At 59.5% G+C, this 20,365-nt stretch carries 26 protein-coding genes; 22 read left to right on the top strand and 4 right to left on the bottom strand.

The window, feature by feature from the left end:
* Positions 1–4 precede the first annotated feature (4 nt).
* From RGV59_RS13925 to RGV59_RS13885, 9 genes are all read left to right on the top strand, one after another.
* Positions 5–1,474 (top strand): phage tail protein, encoded by a 1,470-nt coding sequence (locus RGV59_RS13925; protein WP_322246968.1) that lies wholly within the window; start codon positions 5–7, stop codon positions 1,472–1,474.
* An 11-nt stretch (positions 1,475–1,485) separates the two neighbouring features.
* Positions 1,486–1,767 (top strand): phage tail protein, encoded by a 282-nt coding sequence (locus RGV59_RS13920; RefSeq protein WP_213553647.1) that lies wholly within the window; start codon positions 1,486–1,488, stop codon positions 1,765–1,767.
* 132 nt (positions 1,768–1,899) lie between these two features.
* Positions 1,900–3,075, top strand: a complete 1,176-nt coding sequence (locus tag RGV59_RS13915; protein ID WP_322246967.1) for a phage tail sheath protein — start codon at positions 1,900–1,902, stop codon at positions 3,073–3,075.
* Between the two features lie 57 nt (positions 3,076–3,132).
* Positions 3,133–3,648 (top strand): phage major tail tube protein, encoded by a 516-nt coding sequence (locus RGV59_RS13910; RefSeq protein WP_155003238.1) that lies wholly within the window; start codon positions 3,133–3,135, stop codon positions 3,646–3,648.
* Positions 3,649–3,695: 47 nt separating this feature from the next.
* Positions 3,696–4,031, top strand: a complete 336-nt coding sequence (locus RGV59_RS13905; RefSeq protein ID WP_065945739.1) for a phage tail assembly protein — start codon at positions 3,696–3,698, stop codon at positions 4,029–4,031.
* 8 nt (positions 4,032–4,039) lie between these two features.
* The gene (locus tag RGV59_RS13900) at positions 4,040–4,159 is read left to right on the top strand and encodes a GpE family phage tail protein (protein ID WP_083207100.1); all 120 of its coding nucleotides are present in this window, start codon (positions 4,040–4,042) and stop codon (positions 4,157–4,159) included.
* Entirely contained in the window at positions 4,149–6,824 is a 2,676-nt protein-coding gene (locus RGV59_RS13895) for a phage tail tape measure protein (protein ID WP_322246966.1), read from the top strand. Before RGV59_RS13900 ends, RGV59_RS13895 begins: the two co-directional genes overlap by 11 nt.
* A 5-nt stretch (positions 6,825–6,829) precedes the next feature.
* Positions 6,830–7,270: a phage tail protein gene (locus RGV59_RS13890; RefSeq protein ID WP_321851134.1), complete on the top strand. Its 441-nt coding sequence runs from the start codon at positions 6,830–6,832 to the stop codon at positions 7,268–7,270.
* Positions 7,267–8,535 (top strand): phage late control D family protein, encoded by a 1,269-nt coding sequence (locus RGV59_RS13885; RefSeq protein ID WP_322246965.1) that lies wholly within the window; start codon positions 7,267–7,269, stop codon positions 8,533–8,535. Before RGV59_RS13890 ends, RGV59_RS13885 begins: the two co-directional genes overlap by 4 nt.
* A gap of 49 nt (positions 8,536–8,584) precedes the next feature.
* Here RGV59_RS13885 and RGV59_RS13880 read toward each other — a convergent pair whose 3' ends face one another.
* From RGV59_RS13880 to RGV59_RS13870, 3 genes are all read right to left on the bottom strand, one after another.
* Positions 8,585–8,746 carry a hypothetical protein gene (locus RGV59_RS13880; RefSeq protein WP_161493716.1) on the bottom strand — a complete coding sequence of 54 codons (162 nt, stop codon included), beginning with the start codon at positions 8,744–8,746 and terminating at the stop codon, positions 8,585–8,587.
* A gap of 131 nt (positions 8,747–8,877) precedes the next feature.
* Positions 8,878–9,225 carry a DUF2511 domain-containing protein gene (locus RGV59_RS13875; RefSeq protein WP_079443093.1) on the bottom strand — a complete coding sequence of 116 codons (348 nt, stop codon included), beginning with the start codon at positions 9,223–9,225 and terminating at the stop codon, positions 8,878–8,880.
* 10 nt (positions 9,226–9,235) lie between these two features.
* Complete coding sequence (locus RGV59_RS13870; protein WP_079444994.1) at positions 9,236–9,556, bottom strand: helix-turn-helix domain-containing protein; 321 nt, start codon at positions 9,554–9,556, stop codon at positions 9,236–9,238.
* Between the two features lie 86 nt (positions 9,557–9,642).
* Between RGV59_RS13870 and RGV59_RS13865 the strand changes: the two genes are divergently transcribed.
* From RGV59_RS13865 to RGV59_RS13810, 12 genes are all read left to right on the top strand, one after another.
* Entirely contained in the window at positions 9,643–9,855 is a 213-nt protein-coding gene (locus tag RGV59_RS13865; RefSeq protein ID WP_079443092.1) for a DNA-binding protein, read from the top strand.
* A gap of 29 nt (positions 9,856–9,884) precedes the next feature.
* Positions 9,885–10,358 carry a YmfL family putative regulatory protein gene (locus RGV59_RS13860; protein WP_079443091.1) on the top strand — a complete coding sequence of 158 codons (474 nt, stop codon included), beginning with the start codon at positions 9,885–9,887 and terminating at the stop codon, positions 10,356–10,358.
* Positions 10,355–10,648, top strand: coding sequence for an ogr/Delta-like zinc finger family protein (locus tag RGV59_RS13855; RefSeq protein WP_322246964.1), 294 nt, complete (start codon positions 10,355–10,357; stop codon positions 10,646–10,648). Before RGV59_RS13860 ends, RGV59_RS13855 begins: the two co-directional genes overlap by 4 nt.
* On the top strand, positions 10,645–11,019 hold the full coding sequence (locus RGV59_RS13850; protein WP_322246963.1) for a hypothetical protein: 375 nt from the start codon (positions 10,645–10,647) through the stop codon (positions 11,017–11,019). The genes RGV59_RS13855 and RGV59_RS13850 overlap by 4 nt, the downstream gene beginning before the upstream one ends.
* A gap of 71 nt (positions 11,020–11,090) precedes the next feature.
* Entirely contained in the window at positions 11,091–11,336 is a 246-nt protein-coding gene (locus RGV59_RS13845; RefSeq protein WP_079443088.1) for a hypothetical protein, read from the top strand.
* 11 nt (positions 11,337–11,347) lie between these two features.
* Positions 11,348–14,146, top strand: coding sequence for a toprim domain-containing protein (locus tag RGV59_RS13840; protein ID WP_322247143.1), 2,799 nt, complete (start codon positions 11,348–11,350; stop codon positions 14,144–14,146).
* A 62-nt stretch (positions 14,147–14,208) separates the two neighbouring features.
* Positions 14,209–14,520: a hypothetical protein gene (locus tag RGV59_RS13835; protein ID WP_322246962.1), complete on the top strand. Its 312-nt coding sequence runs from the start codon at positions 14,209–14,211 to the stop codon at positions 14,518–14,520.
* Positions 14,521–14,578: 58 nt separating this feature from the next.
* Positions 14,579–14,845: a hypothetical protein gene (locus RGV59_RS13830; protein ID WP_322246961.1), complete on the top strand. Its 267-nt coding sequence runs from the start codon at positions 14,579–14,581 to the stop codon at positions 14,843–14,845.
* Positions 14,842–16,836 carry a DNA cytosine methyltransferase gene (locus RGV59_RS13825; RefSeq protein WP_322246960.1) on the top strand — a complete coding sequence of 665 codons (1,995 nt, stop codon included), beginning with the start codon at positions 14,842–14,844 and terminating at the stop codon, positions 16,834–16,836. Before RGV59_RS13830 ends, RGV59_RS13825 begins: the two co-directional genes overlap by 4 nt.
* A complete protein-coding gene (locus RGV59_RS13820; protein WP_322246959.1) occupies positions 16,829–17,455 on the top strand; it encodes a hypothetical protein in 627 nt (208 codons plus the stop codon). The genes RGV59_RS13825 and RGV59_RS13820 overlap by 8 nt, the downstream gene beginning before the upstream one ends.
* Entirely contained in the window at positions 17,452–17,703 is a 252-nt protein-coding gene (locus RGV59_RS13815) for a hypothetical protein (protein WP_322246958.1), read from the top strand. The genes RGV59_RS13820 and RGV59_RS13815 overlap by 4 nt, the downstream gene beginning before the upstream one ends.
* Before the next feature lie 11 nt (positions 17,704–17,714).
* Positions 17,715–17,990 carry a pyocin activator PrtN family protein gene (locus RGV59_RS13810; protein ID WP_126589590.1) on the top strand — a complete coding sequence of 92 codons (276 nt, stop codon included), beginning with the start codon at positions 17,715–17,717 and terminating at the stop codon, positions 17,988–17,990.
* Here the strand turns inward: RGV59_RS13810 and RGV59_RS13805 are convergent.
* Positions 17,965–19,110, bottom strand: coding sequence for a site-specific integrase (locus RGV59_RS13805; protein WP_322246957.1), 1,146 nt, complete (start codon positions 19,108–19,110; stop codon positions 17,965–17,967). The genes RGV59_RS13810 and RGV59_RS13805 overlap by 26 nt on opposite strands.
* A gap of 103 nt (positions 19,111–19,213) precedes the next feature.
* On the opposite strand from RGV59_RS13805, the gene dusA reads away from it, so the two are divergent.
* Positions 19,214–20,224: a tRNA dihydrouridine(20/20a) synthase DusA gene (dusA, locus tag RGV59_RS13800; RefSeq protein WP_322246956.1), complete on the top strand. Its 1,011-nt coding sequence runs from the start codon at positions 19,214–19,216 to the stop codon at positions 20,222–20,224.
* The last annotated feature ends 141 nt before the right edge of the window (positions 20,225–20,365 follow it).

The raw sequence follows: 20,365 nt of genomic DNA, 5'->3' as shown, positions 1-20,365 counted from the left end.
ATGCATGGCATTTAAGACCATTCATACCCAATACGGCCTAGTCGCCATGGCACGCGCTGAGGCCAGTGGCACGCCGATCAACCTCATCCATATGGCGGTAGGGGACGGCAACGGCTCACCGACGACACCCGACTGGATGCAGACGGGTCTGATCCGCGAGCGGTATCGCAATACGGTCAACCGTGTCTATCAATCGCCCAATGACCCCACTCATTTCACAGTTGAGTTGGTCATTCCCGCCAGTGCAGGCGGTTGGGTCATGCGTGAGATTGGTGTGTTCGATGCATCAGGCTCCCTGTTTGCTGTGGGTAATTTGCCAGAGACCTACAAGCCGACGGCATCTGAAGGCGCTTTTGCCGATGCAGTTGTGCGTCTGGAGTTTGTGGTCAGCAATGCTAGCGTCGTAACACTTATGGTAGACCCGAATGTTGCGGTTGCCTCGCAGGCCTGGGTCATCAACAACATGACCGCAGCTCAGGTAATCCCCGGCGGAACCGTGGGGCAGTTGCTTGGCAAAGCCAGCAACGCGGACGGTGACTTCAAATGGGAGAGCCCCTCCGCGATCAACGTTACCGTCGACACAGTTGCTGAAAAGCAGATTCTGGCTCAAGACCAGACTGTCGTGGACCTCTCAATAACCACCACCTATGGCCTGGCGGTTTACATCGAAGGGCTACGAATAGACGTCGGAACAAGTGCTATCGAATGGACGGCCGACCAGGATATTCCGACGCGTCTGCACCTTGGTCAGAGCTATGCGGCCGGCACCCGTATTACGCTGGTCAACAATGAACCGGCCGGTAGCGCTCCAGCACCGCTGGAACGTAGCCAAAATCTTGCTGATGTCTTCGACAAGGCCAAAGCCCGCGATAACTTGGAGATCTTCAGCAAATCCGAAACGCGGCAAATGGCACCCGTCGGAATCATCGGCCACTTTGCACGTAGCAATGCACCGGCAGGTTGGCTTAAAGCCAATGGTGCAGCCATCAGCCGCAGCGTATACGCAGAACTGTATGCCGCTGTCGGCACTACCTACGGGGGCGGTGATGGGTTCACGACTTTTAACGTACCAGACCTGCGCGGAGAGTTCGTACGCGGGTGGGATGATGGGCGTGGCGTAGATGGAGGTCGCGAACTCGGCAGTGGCCAGCTCGGTTCAAACCAGAGTCACAGCCACGGCGCTACCGCAGCTGATGCGGGTAATCACACTCACACTGGATCAACCAATAATGCAGGGGCCCACACCCACAGCGGCACACTTGCTACCGCATATGGCGGTAACCAAACAGGATTCGAAGAGGGACGCGGATGGCCGGACTGGATCACCGGCAATATGGGGTCAGCCGGCGACCATAACCACACGTTGGCGATCGAAGCTGCGGGAAGCCATAACCATGCAATCACCATCAATACCAGTGGTGGTACCGAAGCACGGCCACGTAACATTGCCCTTTTGGCATGTATTAAATTTTGAGGAGCACACTCATGATCGCCTACCACTACGACCGTGCAGGCCTCTATCAAAGCAACAGTCAGGCTGACGAATCGCCATTGGAGCCAGGCGTGTATCTGCTGCCGGCCAACAGCACTTTCGTAGCGCCGCCGGTTGAAGTTCCGGACGAACGCTGGCCGCGTTGGAATGGCGTCAGTTGGGATCTCGTCAATCGACCACAACCAGCAGATAGAGACGATCCGATCGCTAAGTTGGCCGACTTTCTTGCGCAAAACCCAGATGTCGCCGCGCTGCTCAGCACTCCGCGTAAATAGTTCGCTATTGGCTGGTCGTTAACATACCTATCGAACTGTAACAGCGCTTCTTACAAGGCCCACCGCTCGCCCATCCGGCGCGCGCGCGGCAGCCTGTGCACTGTCATTTCATCACAGCGCAGGCAACCACCCATGGCCGGTTCAGACTATCTCCACGGCGTGCGGGTTCTCGAACTCAACGACGGCACCCGCCCCATTCGCACCATCGCAACCGCAGTCATCGGCCTGGTATGTACGGCTGAAGATGCGGACCCGCTCGCTTTCCCTCTGGACACACCTGTCCTGCTGACCAATGTACAAACTGCCATCGCCAAAGCCGGCGTCAAAGGCACCCTGGCGAAGAGCCTGCAGGCCATTGCCGACCAGACTAAGCCCTACACCATCGTGGTGCGGGTAAAGGAAGGCGCAGACGCAGCTGCTACCACCACCGCCCTGATCGGAACCACCACCGCCGACGGCAAATACACCGGCATGAAAGCTCTGCTCGCGGCCAAGGCCCGCGTGGGCATGACACCACGCATTCTCGGTGTGCCAGGCCTCGACAGTCAGCCGGTGGCCACCGCACTGGTATCGATCGCCAAAGACCTGCGCGCCTTCGCCTACGTCAGTGCGTGGGACTGCAAAACCAAGGAAGAGGTGGTCGCCTACCGCGAAAACTTCGGCGCCCGCGAAGTCATGGTGATCTGGCCGGAGTTCCAGAACTGGGACACGGTCACCAGCGCGACCGTCACCGCGTCGGCAGTAGCCCGTGCGCTAGGCCTACGGGCGCTGATCGACAAAGACATCGGCTGGCACAAAACCATCTCCAACGTCGCCGTCAACGGCGTGACCGGTATCAGCGCCGACGTGTTCTGGGACCTGCAGAACCCGGCCACCGACGCCAACTACCTCAACAGCAACGAGGTCACCACCCTGATCAACGAGGGTGGCTTCCGCTTCTGGGGTAGCCGCACGTGCAGCGACGACCCGCTGTTCGCCTTCGAAAACTACACCCGTACCGCGCAGATCATCGCCGACACCATGGCCGAGGCGCACATGTGGGCCATGGACAAGCCCATGCACGCCTCCCTGGTCAAAGACATCATCAACGGGATCAACGCCAAATTCCGCGAACTGGTCAACCAGGGCTACCTGATCGGCGGCAGCTGCTGGTACCCGGAAGACATCAACGACAAGGACACCCTCAAGGCCGGCAAGCTGACCCTCGACTACGACTACACCCCTGTGCCGCCCCTGGAAGACCTCACCTTGCGTCAGCGCATCACCGACCGCTACCTGATGCAGTTCGCCGCCGCCGTCAACGCTTAAACCGGGCCTCCTCGCAAGGGGAGTTAACCCTGTGCCATAACCCCGGAGATTCCCGCCATGGCCATGCCTCACAAACTGAAAAACATGAACCTGTTCAACGACGGCGGCAGCTACCAAGGCAAAGTCAAAACCGTCACCCTGCCCTCTCTGGGCCGCAAGATGGAAGCCTGGCGCGCCGCCGGCATGAATGGCCCGGTCAAGGCTGACTTGGGCATGTCCGACGACGGTATCCAGCTGGAATGGAAGCTGGGTGGCCTGGATCTGATCGTGCTCAAGCAATTCGGCGCCGTCAACGCAGCGGGTGTTGCTCTGCGCTTCGCGGGTGCCTTCCAGCAGGACGACACCGGTGAAATCAGCGCCGTAGAGGTGACCGTTCGCGGCCGTCACGAAACCATTGAAATGGGTGACGCCACACCTGGTGAAGACACCGAGCACTCCATCACCACCACCTGCAGCTACTACAAGCTGACCGTCGACAACGAAGACATCATCGAAATCGACCTGCTGAATTTCATCGAGAAGGTCGGCGGCGTCGACATGCTGGAGAAACAGCGCAGCGCCATCGGCCTTTGATCGCCGGCATCGATCGCTAACCCCCTTCATCACCAGGAGCTTTACCCATGAAGACTGAAACCACCGAACAACCCGACGTGAAACCACTGGCCGACGACAACACCGTCATCCTCGACACGCCAATCCGCCGTGGCACCACCAGCATCGACAGCATCACCCTGCGCAAGCCCAACTCGGGCGAACTGCGTGGCGTGAGCCTGTCCGAGCTGTTGCAGATGGACGTCAACAGCCTGGTGAAGGTGGTGCCGCGCATCAGCAGTCCAACCCTCACTGCCATTGAAGTCACGTCGATGGACCCTGCCGATCTGTTCGCGCTCGGCACCAAGGTGTGCGGTTTTTTGTTACAGAAATCGATGAAGACGGACGCATCCCTCGTTGCGTAGAGGACGCCATGGCCGACCTGGCCGTGGTTTTTCACTGGGCACCGGCTGATATGGATCAGTTGGGCCTGAAGGAACTGATGGACTGGCGCGAGCGCGCCAGGGTGCGGAGCTCCACCGATGGCAAATGATCTGAGACTTCAGGTGCTGCTCAGTACCATCGACAAGGCAACCCGCCCGCTGAAGCACATCAGCGAAGGGGGCATCGAGACAGCGCGTGCCCTCAAGGCTGCTCGCGACCGCCTGAAAGAACTCACCTCCCAACAGAAAGACGTCAGCGCCTGGCGGGCTCAGCGAGCAGCAGCCGAACAAACCGGTGCATCGCTCACTGCTGCACGTGATCGAGTCAAATCCCTCAGCCAGGAACTCGCCGCCACCGACGCGCCGACCAGGGCAATGACCCGCAGCTTCCAGGCAGCAGTGCGCGAGGCCACCCGACTCAAGCAGCAGCACCAGCAACAGAGCGTTCAGTTGCAAGGGCTGCGATCGAAGCTCTACGACGCCGGCATCAGCACTAAAAATCTCGGCACCCTTGAGCGCCAGCTGCGCGAGCAAATCAACGCCACCAACGCCAGCATCAGCACGCAAGGCAAGCGCATGGCCGAGCTGAGCGCCCAGCACAAGCGCGCAGCGTTGGCTCGTAGCCAAATGGAGAAGTCCCAGCGCGCCGCCGGCAACCTTGCCGTGAACGGCGCCGCCGGCTTGGGTGTTGGCTACGCAGCCAGCCGCCCCGTAGCTGCAGCAGTGAAGGCCTTTGCGCCCAATGAGGATTCCGCCACACAGCTCAAAGTGTCGATGATGGACAACACCGGCAAGGTCTCCGAGGACTTCCAGAAGATCACGGATCTGGCCACCAAGCTGGGCGACCGCTTGCCAGGCACCACGGCTGACTTCCAGAACATGATGACGATGCTCCGGCGCCAGGGCATCAGCGCTCAGAGCATCCTCGGTGGTACCGGTGAAGCCGCAGCATACCTCGGCATCCAGTTGAATATGGGAGCCACAGAGGCGGCTGAATTCGCGGCCAAGATGCAGGACGCCACGCGTACCAGCGAAAAAGACATGATGGGGCTGATGGATACCATCCAGCGTGGTTTCTATGCCGGTGTTGACCCAACAAACATGCTACAGGGCTTCAGCAAGATCGCCCCAGTGATGGACGTAATCAAGAAGTCAGGGATCGATGCTGCTAAGGAACTGGCGCCGCTGCTAATCATGATGGACCAGGCAGCTATGGACGGTGGTTCCGCAGGCAACGCCTTCCGCAAAATTTTCCAAGCGGGGCTGAATCAAGACAAAGTCGACAAAGCGAACAAAGCGCTCGCGAAATCTAAACCGGGGATGTCGTTCAAGTTCACGGATGACAAGGGCAACTTTGCTGGACTGGAAAATCTGTATGCACAAATTGAGAAGCTGAAGGGCCTGAACGATACCGATCGAACAGAAATAAAACAGACGTTGTTCGGTGATGATGCGGAGACGATGTCGACTCTGGACGCCATGATGAACAAGGGTCTGGCGGGATATCGGGAAGTCCAGCAGAAGCTGCAAACTCAAGCCGACCTACGCACCCGTGTGAATGAACAGCTAGGCACCCTCACCAACGTCATGGAGGCCGCAGAAGGCAGCTTCACCAACGCCATGGCAGAGTTCGGCGCGGCCGTTGCGCCGGAGCTAAAGGACCTGATCAAAACCCTGGGCGAGATCGCAAACAGCATCGGAGCCTGGGCCCGGGAGAATCCGAAATTGGCCGGCGGCCTGGTCAAGGTCGTGGCCGCGATCGCTGCGCTGGCATTCGTGTTCGGTGGCCTGGCGTTGACCATGGCGAGCATGCTGGGACCGTTCGCCGTGCTGCGCTACGGCATGACCATGTTCGGTCTCCAGGGTGGCGGCATCACCAAAATGCTCGGCCGGTTGCTCCCCACGCTGACCGGTCTGGCTCGCAACGTGTTCCCGATGTTTGCGCAGGGCGTTCGTATGCTCGCCATGACAATGGGCGGCGCCCTGGTCACCGCCCTGCGCACGGTAGGCATCGCGCTGTGGGGCCTGGCAGCAAACCCGATTGTCCTGGTCATTGCCGCCGTCGTTGCGGCGCTGGCTGGCGGCGCCTACCTGATCTACAAAAACTGGGACGCGGTGAAGAACTACTTCGCCAACGCCTGGACAGAAATCAAGGCAGGCTTCGACGGAGGAATCGGCGGCATCATCACCACCTTGGTCAACTTCAGCCCTCTCGGCCTGCTCTACCAGGCCTTTTCCGGCGTGCTGAGTTACCTGGGCATCGAACTCCCCAGCCGCTTTACCGAGTTCGGCAGCATGATCGTGAATGGTCTGGTCAATGGGCTGACAGCCGGTCTCGGCGCCGTCAAAGACACCATCAGCTCGATCGGCGACGCCAGCATCGGTTGGTTCAAGGAAAAGCTCGGCATCCACAGCCCGTCACGGGTGTTCGCGGAGCTGGGCGGGTTCACCATGGCGGGTCTCACCCAAGGCCTGGAAGGTGGGCAGAAAGGCCCGCTGAACGCGCTGACCAGCATGAGCAAACAGCTGACCGCCGCCGGCACCTTGGCCCTGGGCGCCACCGCCATGCCGGCGTTTGCCGTGGATAACACGCCACCCATCAGCAGTGCGCCCGCCGCAGCCGTTTACGACAGCCACGACACCTACGAATTCTCCATCACCGCCGGGCCTGGCACAGACCTGCAAAGCCTGGAAAAGACCGTGCGCGCCATGCTGGCCCGCATCGAAAACGAAAAGAAAGCGCGTCAGCGCAGCAAACTTTCGGACCTGGAATAACCACCATGATGATGGCCCTCGGCATGTTCGTGTTCAGCCTCAGAACCGCCGCCTACCAGGAGCTACAACGCCAAACCGATTGGCGCCACGCCAGCAACAACCGCATCGGCGCCGCTCCCGCGCGGCAATTCGTCGGCCGTGGCGAAGACACTATCACCCTCCCCGGCATCATCCTGCCGGAGTTGGCCGGCAGCGCCCTCAGCCTTGACGCCCTGCGCCTGATGGCAAATACCGGCAAGGCCTGGCCCATGGTCGAAGGCAGTGGCCGGATCTATGGCCTGTGGGTGATCGAAAGCATGAGCGAGACCAAAACCATCTTTTTCAGCGACGGCACCCCACGGCGCATCGAGTTCACCCTGAGCCTGAAGCGCACCGACGACGACCGCATCGACCTGCTCGGTGCGGCTACCAGTACTGGCGTCAACATCCTGCGAGGCCTGCTGTGATCGAATCGGTCATATCCAAAGTCACCGGCTACGTGCGTAGCACCGCCGAGCAGTATGTCCGTGATGCGGCCTATCCCGTGCCGGCCTTCAGGCTCACCGTCGACGGCCGGGACATCGCGCAACTGGTCAGCCCGCGCCTGATGAGCCTGGAGCTGACCGACAACCGCGGCGTCGAGGCGGATCAACTCAGCATCACCCTCAGCGACCACGACGGCCTGCTGGCGATCCCGCCCAAAGGCGCGGTGTTGCGTTTGTGGCTGGGTTGGAGCGACACCGGCCTGGTGGACAAAGGCACCTATACCGTCGACGAAACCGAACACAGCGGCGCGCCGGATGTGCTGAGCATCCGCGCTCGATCGGCAGACCTGCGCAAGGGCCTGAAAACCAAACGCGAGCGCAGCTGGAGCAACACCACCCTCGGCAAAGTCCTGGGCGATATCGCCATCGGCAACGGCCTCAGCGCCACCATTGCCGGCGCACTCGACGGTTTGCCCATCCTGCAGCTCGACCAGGCCAACGAATCCGACGCCAACCTGATCAGCCGCCTGGGCGAAGAATTCGACGCGGTGGCCAGCGTCAAAGCCGGTTGCCTGCTGTGCCTACCGGCCGGCGGAGGCAAAACCGCCAGAGGCCTGGATCTGCCACACATCACCCTCACCCGCGCCGATGGTGACCAGCACCGATACCTGCAGGCCGACCGCGACAGCTACGACGGCGTGCGCGCGTACTACTACGACGTGAACAGCGCCAAGAAACAGGAGGCCATAGCCGGCGGCGGCGACAATCTCAAAGACCTGCGCCATACCTACAGCGACCAGCAGTCAGCCCTGCGCGCCGCCCGGTCTGAATTCCGACGCCTGCAACGCGGCAGTGCCACGCTCAGTTACAACCTGGCCATGGGCCGGCCGGATCTGATCCCCGAGCTGACGTACACGCTCCAAGGCGTGAAAGTGGAAATCGACGAGATCATCTGGTACGGCGGCAACGTGCATCACAGCCTGAGTGCTGACGGCGGGTACACGGTGAGCCTGGAGCTGGAGAGCAAGCTGCCGGAGGACAATGTTGAAGACCTGACAGAAGAGAACAAAGGGGATTACACGGGGATCATCGCGTACTACCGGGACCATAAAACCGGGAAGGAAAAGACGATTACGGCGGGAGATCAGTCGAAACCGAGACGGTTGCGGTGGCTATACGCGAGCGAGAAGACGGCCAAGCGGGCAGTGGATCGAGAATGGAAAAAAATGCAGACCGTAGGCACATAAAGATTCACCCGCCCCAAAAAACAAAACCCGGCATTGCCGGGTTCCTCCGTCACTTCGCGTTTAACAGCACATCGAAAAACCGCAGAATGTCCTTTTGCTGCTGCTGATCAAGTTGCCTGAACATCTGCAAAACCAATCTCTCGCGTTGATTCAAACTCTCAAACTCAACGCTCTCCGACTGCTTGGCTTGCACCTCGTTACTCGCGGACATGTGTTACTCCCTTCAACACATCCGGATGCCCGGCACCAACCTAGGTGCCAACCAAAGCACCCGGAGGGGCGAGGAATTTTCAGCGCGTATAGGTGTGCCACCAGCCTACGTAAGAGTTCTCAGAAAATGGATCAGGGCTTAGAGCATAAATCCTGCGCAATTTGTACAAAGTTGCTGTAGTCCATCTTTATGGCTGGCATAGAGGGGTTTGGCTTCGTAATGTCTTGTCCGTCCGCCCAGCCGCGACTTTTGGCCTGGCTTCGGGCACTCCCATTTAGCGCATAGACGGTTCCGTCTGAGGTCTTTGCCAAGGCCTTAGGCGAAGGGCCTTCGCACATCAGATCGACACTTTCAACAGTGAATGGCCAGACGTCGCCAAATTCATCACTTGAGACTGTATGCACCTTCGCCCCCGCTATTGCAGTAGCAGAAAAAGCCAGAGCAGCCATCAGCGCCAAAACCTTGATTCCTTGGTTCATTCTCACTTCCCTATTTTTTTTGATTGAACGCCCGCAGGAGCCGTTTCACCGCACCTTTGTCGTCGTCGTCGAGCGACCGCACATGTTCGAGCATCTCGATTTCATCAGCCGACAGGGTTGGTTCTGCAACTGGCAGCCGCTGACCAATAACCACGTAAAGGATATCCACACCTTCGGCCGCCACAGCGGCGAGGTAGTCCGCGTCTGGGCTTCGATCGCCTTTTTCGTAGTTGAACTGAGAGGTCTTTGCCACGCCCGCGATCGCGGCGAAATCCGATTGATTGAAACCTAAGCGGACGCGCTCTTCCCTCAGCCTTTCACCAATATTCAACAAAACGACCCCTTATTGAGTTGACTATTCAACGCTCGTTGAATATTCTTCCCCTGTCATCACACGAAACCACACGAAACGAGACTATGCCGAACGCATCCCCCATCGAGCAAGCATGCCAAGAGGCCCGTGATCGTCTCGCACGTCTCGGGATCACGGCCAAAGACTGGGCCCAAAAAAATGAATTCAACCCATCGACGGTCTACGCGGTTTTGAACGGACAGAAAAAGTGTCTGCGCGGTGAAGCTCACCGGGCGGCCGTGCTGCTCGGAATTAAAGACGGCGTGATCACAAACTAGGGCCTCTGGCTCCAAGGGGAAACCAGAAGATGAAACGCCCAGTTCTAGCGACCAAGCGGCAAGTAATGAGCGCTGTGATCAACGACTACAAAGGTGGTCGTGAATGCGCAGCAGCTCGCCTCGGTTACGAACTCAAAAAGTTCGATAACCACATCTACGAAAACGCCGGCAGCCGGCCTTTGACGGACGAGCAAATCCACTGCCTGGAACAGGACGCAGGAACTACGCACCTGCCGGAGTACATCGCGGCGCTGTATGGCGGCATGTTCGTTCCCCTGGCCAAGCCAGAGAAGCTGGACAACGTCGACCTCTACAGCCGCTCCGTCAATGCGGCTGCCAAGCGGGGCGTCGTCGACCAGATCATCGCCAAGGCGCTGGACGATGGAGTGATTGAGCCAGATGAAGCCGAGGCAATCATCGCAGCCCATAACCGCTATATGTCTGCCCGCCACTCAGAAGTACTTGCCACGATCCAGCTGCACAGCAAGGGGACCGTACAGTGAGCACCTACAAACTTGTCTGCCCCCATTGCCACGGCCGCATGCGTATCCGTACCAGCGAAGGCCAGCACATTTTTTTGCGCATCGCCTACATGCAATGCACCAACGAAGCATGCGGCTGGTCGGTGCGTTCTGAATTTCAAATGACCCACGAACTCAGCCCCAGCGGCATGCCCAACCCAGCTGTAAAGCTGCCGATTGCGGACGTGGTCATTCGTCGCCAGGCAATGAAAACAGCCAACGATCAACCCGATCTGTTGGACCAGTTGGAAATGGAGGCCACAACCGTATGAAAACCATCGCCCTGACTACCAACCCCACCAGCGACTACCGCGCGGCGATGCAACAAGCGGCAGTGGCCTACCTCTACCGCCACCGTTGTGAGCATCTGGCCGGTGACAGCCAACTGCTCGAGAACTGCGCCCGGTACCTGACGCTGTCTCTTGAAGTCCCCCAGCACCTGGTGCAGCGCATCGCTGAGTTGGCCGTCGCCGAATTCGAGAGCATGACCTGCAAGCGTATTGCCTGGCTGGGCGTTCATCCCAACAGCGGCGCGTACCGGCCTGTCATCTGGCTGCTCGATAACTGCACCCAACAGCGACACCCCGTTTCAGCACGTTTGCTCCCCACACGCCTGCTGCTGACTCGCAACCTCCCGCACTAATCCGAACCCCATCCCTGATTGATGCCCGCGCCGCGTGGGTAGGGGAAATTTGCAACTTACTGGTGGCCGAAATGAGCAAAATCACCATAAAACTGGAGCTGGACGAACAGCAGGCGCAGCAATACTTGCTGTGGTTGACCACTCAGTACGAAGTCACCATGGCTGATATTTGGTACTCCGATCGCTACCGGAATGTGCCGAGCGGTCAGCGGGCACCGAAGGTGCTTGAGGACTTGCCCTACCTGGCCGGCATCTGCAAGACGCGCAGCGAGCTGAAAAAGCAGCTCGTCGTGGCTGTTGCGGAGCATGCGCAGTGAATCGCAAGCCCATGGAGCAACAGATCCGCGCTGATGTACTTCAGCGTCTGGAATCTGATTACGGCCTGCAGCACATGGTCGGCACGCACTACATGCGCAAGGGCACCTGCCCGCAGTGCAATCAGAAACGCCTGTTTTCCCGCCACGACGAACCTTGGTTCATACGCTGTGGCCGCGAGGAAAAATGCCGGTACATGGCTCCGACCAAGGAGCTGTACCCGGACCTGTTCGACGACTGGAGCAAGCGTGCGCCGGCCACCAGTGATCAGCCTGCTGCCAGTGCCAAGGCGTACCTGTCGTTTGCCCGAGGTTTTCGCGTCGAGCTGATTGAGGGCTGGTACACCCAGGAGAGCTACTTCGATCGCGACCTGAACATCGGCTCAGCAACCGTCCGCTTTCCCCTGGAGCATGGTGGGTACTGGGAGCGCTTGATTGACCAGCCTTCCCGCTTCGGCAAGAAGAAGGCCCGCTTCCAGCCTCTCAAGAGCTACAGGGGGCATTGGTGGTGCCCGCCGTGCCTGGACCTGCTGGAGGTAGACGAGCTGTGGATTGTTGAAGGCATTTTCGATGCCATCGCGCTCGTTCAGAACGGTATATCTGCTGTTGCCGCCCTGTCGTCAAACGCGTTTCCAGAAGAGTCGCTGAAGGCACTCGCCACAGCACGCGGCGGTAAAACACCCAAGTTGGTTTGGGCCTTGGACAACGAGCCAGGCGCTCACAAATACACACGCAGCTGGGTGAAACGTGCCCGCGAACTCGGCTTCACCTGCGACGCCGCCCAGGTATCGCAGCCAGATGCGCGCAAGGTTGACTGGAACGATCTGCATCAGCGATGGGCGTTTATCGACGACGAGAAAGCCCGTGCCGAGCGCATCGACAAAGACCTGAAAGAAGCTCGTCACCAGGGCGCCCTGCTCATTGCTGAGAGTGCCAGCGACAAGGCAATGCTCATGTACCAGTGGCGGGAGCGGGAGGAATTCCATTTCTGTTTCGACTCCCGCCTGTACTGGTGGAAATTGGATATCGCGAAATACAACAGCGCCAAACAAGCACTGGATAAAAGCGATGACCAAGAAACCCAGGTGTTGAACGAAAAGCAGCTCAGGGAGAAAGCGCTGAACGTGGCCGGCTGCGTCGTCGAAATCGCCAACTGCTACCCCAAGGCCCTCTATTTCCAGCGCAACGAGATCACCGACGAGTCTTGGTACTTCTTCCGGGTCGACTTCCCGCACGACGGTGGCTCGGTGAAAAACACCTTCACCGGCGGCCAGGTTGCCGCCGCCAGCGAATTCAAGAAAAGACTTCTCGGCATGGGCGCCGGGGCCGTGTTCACCGGCAGTGGACAACAGTTGGACAAACTCATGAAAGACCAGCTTTTCGGCATCAAGACCGTTCAGACCATCGACTACGTGGGCTACAGCAAGGAATACCACTGCTACGTGTTCAACGACGTCGCCGTCCGCGAGGGCCAGGTCATCCACATCAACGAAGAGGAGTTTTTTGAGATGGGCAAGCTGAAACTCAAGACCCTGCAAAAGGGCGTGAAGATCGATCTGGAGAAGGATGGCAAAAAATACGATCAGCAGTGGTTAGGACTTCTGTGGCAGTGCTTCGGCGCTCAGGGCATCGTCGCACTGACTTTCTGGTTTGGCTCACTGTTCGCCGAACAGATCCGCGCTCGGTACCAGTCGTTTCCGTTTCTTGAAGCCACGGGCGAAGCCGGCGCCGGCAAGACCACCTTGCTCACCCTGCTCTGGAAACTGGCGGGCCGGGACGGTTACGAAGGGTTCGACCCGTCCAAATCCACCAAGGCCGGTCGCAGCCGCTTGATGGGCCAGGTCTCCGGCATGCCCATCGTGCTGCTGGAATCTGACCGCAGTGGCGACGACAAGGCCCACGCCAAGACCTTTGAGTGGGACGAACTCAAGGACTACTACGGCGGCGGCACGCTGGCGACCAAGGGCGTCAAAACCGCCGGCAATGAGACCTACGAGCCCCCATTTCGCGGCACGATCGCCATCAGCCAGAACGCCCCTGTCGTAGCGTCTGAAGCGATCATGACCCGGATCGTGAAACTGCATTTTGTGCGTCCGAACGTGACGCCTGAGAGCCGCGCGGCGGCAGACCGTCTGAATGCCCTGGAAGGCTCAACACTCAGCAACTTTGTTCTACAGGCCGTTCGCAAAGAGCTGGAAGTGATGGACCTGTTCGCCCAGCGCATCCCTGGCTACGAGGCGAAATTGCGCAATCTGCATTCGCATTGCTTCGCCTGCGAGACCCCGTTTCACGACGAGCAAAGCGATTGTCACCACTGTGGCAACAAGCTGCGCGGTTACATCCGCGTGGAGCGGATCAATAAGAACCACGCCCAGTTGCTCGCCCTGCTCGACTGCCTGTGCATGGTGGTGCCTCTAACTGAACCGCAGATCAGCCACACCCGCACGCAGATTATTCGCATGGCGATCGAGCGCCAGTCTTCGATCAGCTCCGACCACCCGGTAGTGGCTGAATTCTGGGAAGTGTACGAGTACCTCGAAGGTCTCGACGCCGACGGCCCAGTGGTCAACCACAGCAAGAAAGACAACATCATTGCCATCAACCTCAACGACTTTGTGAAGTGCGCGGCCGAGCATCGCCAGAAGATCGCCGACGTCAGCGAGTTGCGCGAGCGCCTGAAAGACTCCCGCTCCCGGAAGCTACTCGACATCAACAAAGCCACCGACAGCGCGGTACGGGCTCACCAGGCCAAGACCAGCAATGCAGTCATCACCAAACAACCCATCGTGAAGTGCTGGCACTTCCAGGCCTGACCAATCAACAGCAACACCCGCCAGGCGCTGCAACGCCGGCCACCACCCAAAGGAGAAGCACCATGCACGTACAAGTCATCACCGGCGACGGCGAAAAGGGGGAAACCAACCGCCTACGACATCTGAAAGAGCTGAAGGCCTGGTTCAACGAGTCAGGGAAGATTGTTCACGCCGAGGCCTATGACCCCGCCGGATTGATCGCGATCCTGGAGGTTCGTGCGGTAAGCGATAAAGAAATCCTGGTGCTGGAGTGCAGCCGGGAACAGATCCAGGCAGTCCTGGAATGGCAGTCAGCAACTGATGAGGTTGTTGAGTTTGAGAATCTGCTGCTGCACCTGGTGCGGAAGCAAAACCCAACCGGCGAAAGCCGTTAGGAAGGTGGTGTCGAGGGGCTGCAACCCCTCGACACCGACCACCCAAAGGAGAAGCACCATGCAAGTGAATCAACCCCAAGGCGGCATCGCAGAGGCTACCACAACCCCACTGGCTATCGGCGACACCGTCAGCTACGTCGCAATGTCCGGTGGAGGTAGGGAGTACCGTCTCAGCGCGCGTACAGGCGTGATCATCAAGATCGATGGCAATGTTGCGACCTTGCGCACCTCGAATGGCAGATGCATCACCCAACCACTCGACAAGCTGACACCCACTGGCCAGCCCAATGCGCTGACGCGCATGCTGATGGAGGGCCGCTCATGATCAAGCGCACCCTCACCCACTTCCACCTCTGCTGTGGCCTCGGCAGCGGCGCCGCTGGCTTCAGCGACTCCAAACCAGTCCTGGGCCCCGTGCAAGCTGAATGGCGCTGCCTGGGCGGCGTCGACGTCGACCCGGCCGGCTTACGCGACTTTCAGATGATGACCGGTGTGCCTGGCACGCTGATAGACCTGTTCACCCGCGAGCAATACACAGCGTTCCACGGCCAGCAGCCGCCCGCCGGCTGGAAAGAAGCCACCGCCGAGGATTTGCGCCGCGCTGCCGGCAACGAAGATCCGGATGCAGTGTTCATCAGCAGTCCCTGCAAGGGCGCCTCGGGCCTTTTGTCCGAGACTATGAGCCAGACGCCCAAGTACCGGGCGCTCAACGAGCTGACGTTGCGCTGTGTGTGGTTGATGCTTGAGGCCTGGAAGCACAACCCGGTGTCATTGATCGTGTTCGAAAACGTCCCGCGCTTAGCTACCCGTGGTCGGTACCTGCTGGACCAGATCACCAAGCTGTTCAGGCACTACAACTATGCAGTGGCGGAGACCACCCACGACTGCGGCGAAATCGGTAACCTGGCCCAAAGTCGGAAGCGCTTCCTGATGGTGGCCAGGCATATCGAGAAGGTGCCGGCGTTCCTGTACGAACCGGAAAAACGCAGCCTGCGCGCAGTCGGTGACGTGCTGAGCCGTATGCCGCTGGCCGGCGATATCGATCAGGCGGGACCGATGCACCGGGTGCCGGCGTTGCAGTGGAAAACGTGGGTACGCCTGGCCCTGGTGGAGGCCGGGAAAGATTGGCGCAGCCTGAGTCGGTTTGCGATCGAGGACGGTCACCTACGTGACTTTGTGATCGTGCCGGAATACCGCGCCGGTTATCTCGGTGTTCATGACTGGCAGGACACCGCCGGCACGGTCGCCGGCCGGTCGAGCCCGACCAACGGCAAATTCTCGGTGGCCGACCCTCGGCCTACGAGCAAATTCGAATACACCCAATACGGTGTGCTGCCCTATGACCGCCACTGCGGCGTAGTCACCGGCCAACGCAGCCCAGGGCAAGGGACGTTCAGCGTTGCAGACCCGCGTACAAGCGGCGAGCGCCACAACAACGTATTCCGCGTGATGCGCAACAACCAAGCCGCCGGCACTATCACCGCAGGGCACGGCCCAAGCTCCGGTGGGCAGGTAGTGGCCGACCCTCGACAACCGTCCAAGGGCTTCGGCAAGTACCTGGTCACCGACTACAGCAAGCCCGCCGGCACCGTGATCGCCGGCAGCACAACCGGGCAAGGCGCTTTCGCCGTGGCAGATCCCGCCTACAAAAACTGGCACCCGAACGCCAGCACTCAAAAGCTGCGGATCACCCCCTGGTGCGAAAGCGCCAAGACCGTGACCGGTTCGCAACAGGTCGCCAGCGGTGCTTTATCGATCGCAGACCCGCGTCCGGGCATGTCACGCAGCAAGGGCGATGCTTACCTGACTGGCGGGCATTACGGTGTGGTCGACTACAACGCCCCGGCCGGCGCCGTTTCTGCCAGTGCCTGCCACGACAATGGCCGGTGGTCGGTTGCCGATCAGCGCATGCCGGCGCCCAACGACCGGCTGACCTGCATGATCACCAGTCTCGACGGCACCTGGCACCGTCCGTTCACCACCCTGGAGCTGGCCGCGCTGCAATCGCTGTTTGATCCAGAGGACTACTGGTCAGCGGATCCGCAGACCGCACGCGAGATCGAACGAATGCAGCGCGTTCGCAAGATCGAACAGGCAGGAGTTTTCATGCTGGACGGCATCAACGACGGCAACCACCGGGAGCGGATCGGCAACGCGGTACCGCGCGCGGCTGCAAGGGCAATGGCTGATGTGTTCGGCATGACGCTGCTGCTTTCCGAGGCTGGGGAGACCTTCATGCTCAGCAACGTGTCGATTTGGGTGAAGCCGGTAGCGATTGCGCTGAGCGTGGCTCAGCAGGAGGTTGGCCATGTCTGACCTCTTTTTCTTGCAGGACAGCCGCAGTAACGTCGGTAGCCGGGCGATGTTTTGGCGCAACGGAGGCGGCTACACCTCGAATCTCAACGAGGCAGAGCAATTCACACGGGAACGCGCATTAAAGCAGTACGAGAGCAGACAAACCGATCTGCCGTTGCCCGTGAACTACACACAGGCTCGGTCAGAAACGGGAGTTGATTGCCAGTACCTAAACCGCTCCGAAGCTGACACCTACCGCAACACGGACGGCCGTTTCTATGTGGCCTATGCACGCGACTGGGATGGAAACGATCTGGTCTGGCTCGGTGGGTCTGGTCCGACAGCCAATCTGGAAAGCGCAATTCACCCCGGTGGTGAGCGTGCTTTTAGTTACCGGTCACAGGGCTTTGATCTCTGGCCTTGCGGCTACATTGCCGCTCGTTCGCGACCGGTTGTGCGGGCCTCGTTGCTCGATCACAAACAGGCGCTCCGAGCTGCCGGCCTGCGGTTGCCCAAGATCAAGGTCGAGCGCACAAGGACATACAGCAATCTCACCAACTGCGAAGGCTGCGGCCGCTTCCTCAGCGAGCGTCAACGCTTCGACGACTGCCCGAACTGCGGCGCGAGGAACGCACCATGACCGTATTTCTTTTGCTTTACCTGTGCGCGGATGCGACCCATACGGATTGCCAGGTGGTCAGGGCTGATAGCTGGAACGGGCCTCAAGCCTACGAGCGATGCATTGACGTAGTGCCAGGCCTGACCGAGGCGCTGACTGCGCCCAACCGTGAACGGCACCTGTTCGTGTGCGAGATTCAGGCGGACAGGGCAAAACCCGCAGAACATAGGGCTCAGCGAGCGCTCATTCACCAATCGTTTAGGATGTGAGGGGGTCCATAATGAACACAGCCTTTATCCTGATGGCCCAATACGACGGCCAGGCAATCATCTCGCTGGAGCAGGTTTGCCGGGATTACTTCACGCACCTGACGCCGGAAATGTTCCAGCGCAAGGTGATGAGTGGTCAGATCAAGATTCCCATCACACGCCTGGAGCCGAGCCAGAAGTCGGCCAAGGGCGTTCATCTCACTGACCTGGCCGCATATCTAGATCGACAGCGCGCCGCCGCGGTTAAAGAGCACAACCAGCTCAACGGGTTAAAACACGCCTTTTAAGCCACTTCTGTGATGCGGCGCCCAGTTGGACGGGCGCCCTCAGAATTTTCTCGTGCCATTCCCAGCCCACATAGCGGTCACCCTTGCCGCGCAGGTGGGTGTATCGACGCATCGAATTCCAATCCCTGTGGCCGGAAACACTAGCCACACGCGGAATGTCCCAGTCCATCTCAAACAGGCGGCTGACGCCTTCATGTCGAAGGTCGTGAAAGTGCAGGTCCGCGATGTTCAAAAACTTGCAGGCTTTCGCCCAGGAGGTGGATATAGATTCAGGGCTGTAGGGGAATATGTCTTCGCCGGCCTTCGGCATTGTTTGGAGGATCTGCCACGCCTCATCCGGCAGGTAGCACCAAACGTCGTTGCCGATCTTCTGCCCGGGGTTCTTCATGTCGCGCACCAGCACCCGCTGGCCAGGCTCGTCGACGTCCGCCCAACGGATACGGGTTATTTCATCCAGCCGTCGCGTGGAGAACAGGGCAAAACCCACGACCTTCAGCATATTAGTGACGCTCGGGCGCCTCGCCTGCATGGCTTGGTAGTGCGTCAGCACCATTCCCAGTTCGTCCAACGTCGGCCGGCGGTCACGCTCGCGGCTTTTGAGGTTGTAGCCGAGTTTCCGTAGCACTCGTCGGGCGCCGCTCATCGCGAGTGGATCGACCTGGTAACCCCATGCGTCTTTGGCAATCGCCAGAACAGCGCCGAGGTGCGCCAGGTCGTTGCCGGCGGTCTGGGGTTGGACCCCGCCGCCCGCCTTGCTCATGCGCCAAAGGGCAAAGTCGACCAGGCGTTGGGTATTGATGTTTGTATCGTTCAGCTTGCCGATGTCCATCTTGCCGATGGCTTCGCTGTTCTTGGTTTTGCCCAGCGGACGGGCCTTCTCCACTTCCAACAGATACTGCTCGATCATTTCTTTGACGGTGACGTCCTTACGGTTTGCCCGCTCGATCGCACCAGGCTCATCCAGCTCAGACTCGCGCTTACGCGCCCAGGCCTGGGCGGCCTGTTTTCGGGCGAAGGTCTGGCTCTCTTGGTAGACTTGCACTCCGTCGCGCTTGATACGGATCTGAGCCGTGTAGCTCACAGTCCCATCCGCCAGTTTTCTTGCCCTGATAGTCGCCATATCGAAAGTGGTACGCGTCAGTTTTTGGGTGGTACATCGTACCACCGAGCCTTAAAAAAGGCCTGAAAACGCCCTAAAACCTGCCGAATACACGTTGAGTAAAATGATTCAAAAACAGAGCTTTAGCCCAGCAGAATCAATCCCCGCACTGTCTCGGCGCTTTAGCGTTGCACCCATGATGGATTGGACCGACCGCCACTGCCGGTTCTTCCTGCGCCTGCTCTCCAAACACGCCCTGCTCTACACCGAGATGGTCACCACCGGCGCGATCCTCCACGGCGATCACGAGCGCTTCCTGCGCCACAACGACGCTGAGCATCCTCTCGCCCTCCAACTGGGCGGCAGTGTTCCCGCCGATCTGGCCGCTTGTGCCCGTATGGCCGAGGCTGCCGGTTACGATGAAGTGAACCTGAACGTCGGCTGCCCCAGCGATCGGGTGCAGAACAATATGATCGGCGCGTGTCTGATGGGCCATCCGGCGTTGGTGGCGGATTGCGTGAAGGCGATGCGCGATGCGGTGTCGATTCCGGTGACGGTGAAGCACCGTATCGGGATCAATGGGCGGGACAGTTATGCGCAATTGTGCGATTTCGTCGGACAGGTGAAGGACGCGGGGTGTACCAGTTTTACCGTGCATGCGCGGATTGCGATTCTGGAGGGGTTGTCGCCGAAGGAGAATCGCGACATTCCGCCGTTGCGTTATGACGTGGCGGCGCAGTTGAAGCGGGATTTTGCCGAGTTGGAGATTATTCTCAACGGCGGGATCAAGACGCTGGAGCAGTGCCATGAGCATTTGCAGACGTTTGACGGGGTGATGCTGGGCCGGGAGGCTTATCACAATCCGTATTTACTGGCGGAGGTGGATCAGCAGTTGTTTGGCAGTGCGCGGCCGGTGATCAGTCGGGCAGAGGCGTTGGCGCAGTTGCGGCCTTATATCGCGGAGCATTTGGCAAGCGGTGGCTCGATGCATCACATTACGCGGCATGTGCTGGGGTTGGGCACGGGTTTCCCTGGGGCGCGCAAGTTCCGGCAGTTGTTGTCGGTGGATATTCATAAAGCGAGTGACCCGCTGGCGTTGCTGGATCAGGCGGCGGGGTTGTTGGAGGGCCGCTGAAACCGGCGCCCACAGGTTGATCGCGGTGTTCATCGAGCTGTCGGGTTGAACCTGCGGGCGATTTTGCCCTCCTATTTACCAGCAAGGCCAGTCATTCAAACGGCTGTTTTCAGGTTGTTGCCCTCGCAAACGATCGAACGC

The organism is Pseudomonas sp. FG1, assembly GCF_034313875.1.
Lineage (GTDB): Bacteria > Pseudomonadota > Gammaproteobacteria > Pseudomonadales > Pseudomonadaceae > Aquipseudomonas > Aquipseudomonas veronii.
The sequence above is the reverse complement of the archived record's forward strand: the minus strand, read 5'-3'. Positions and strand labels throughout refer to the sequence as shown.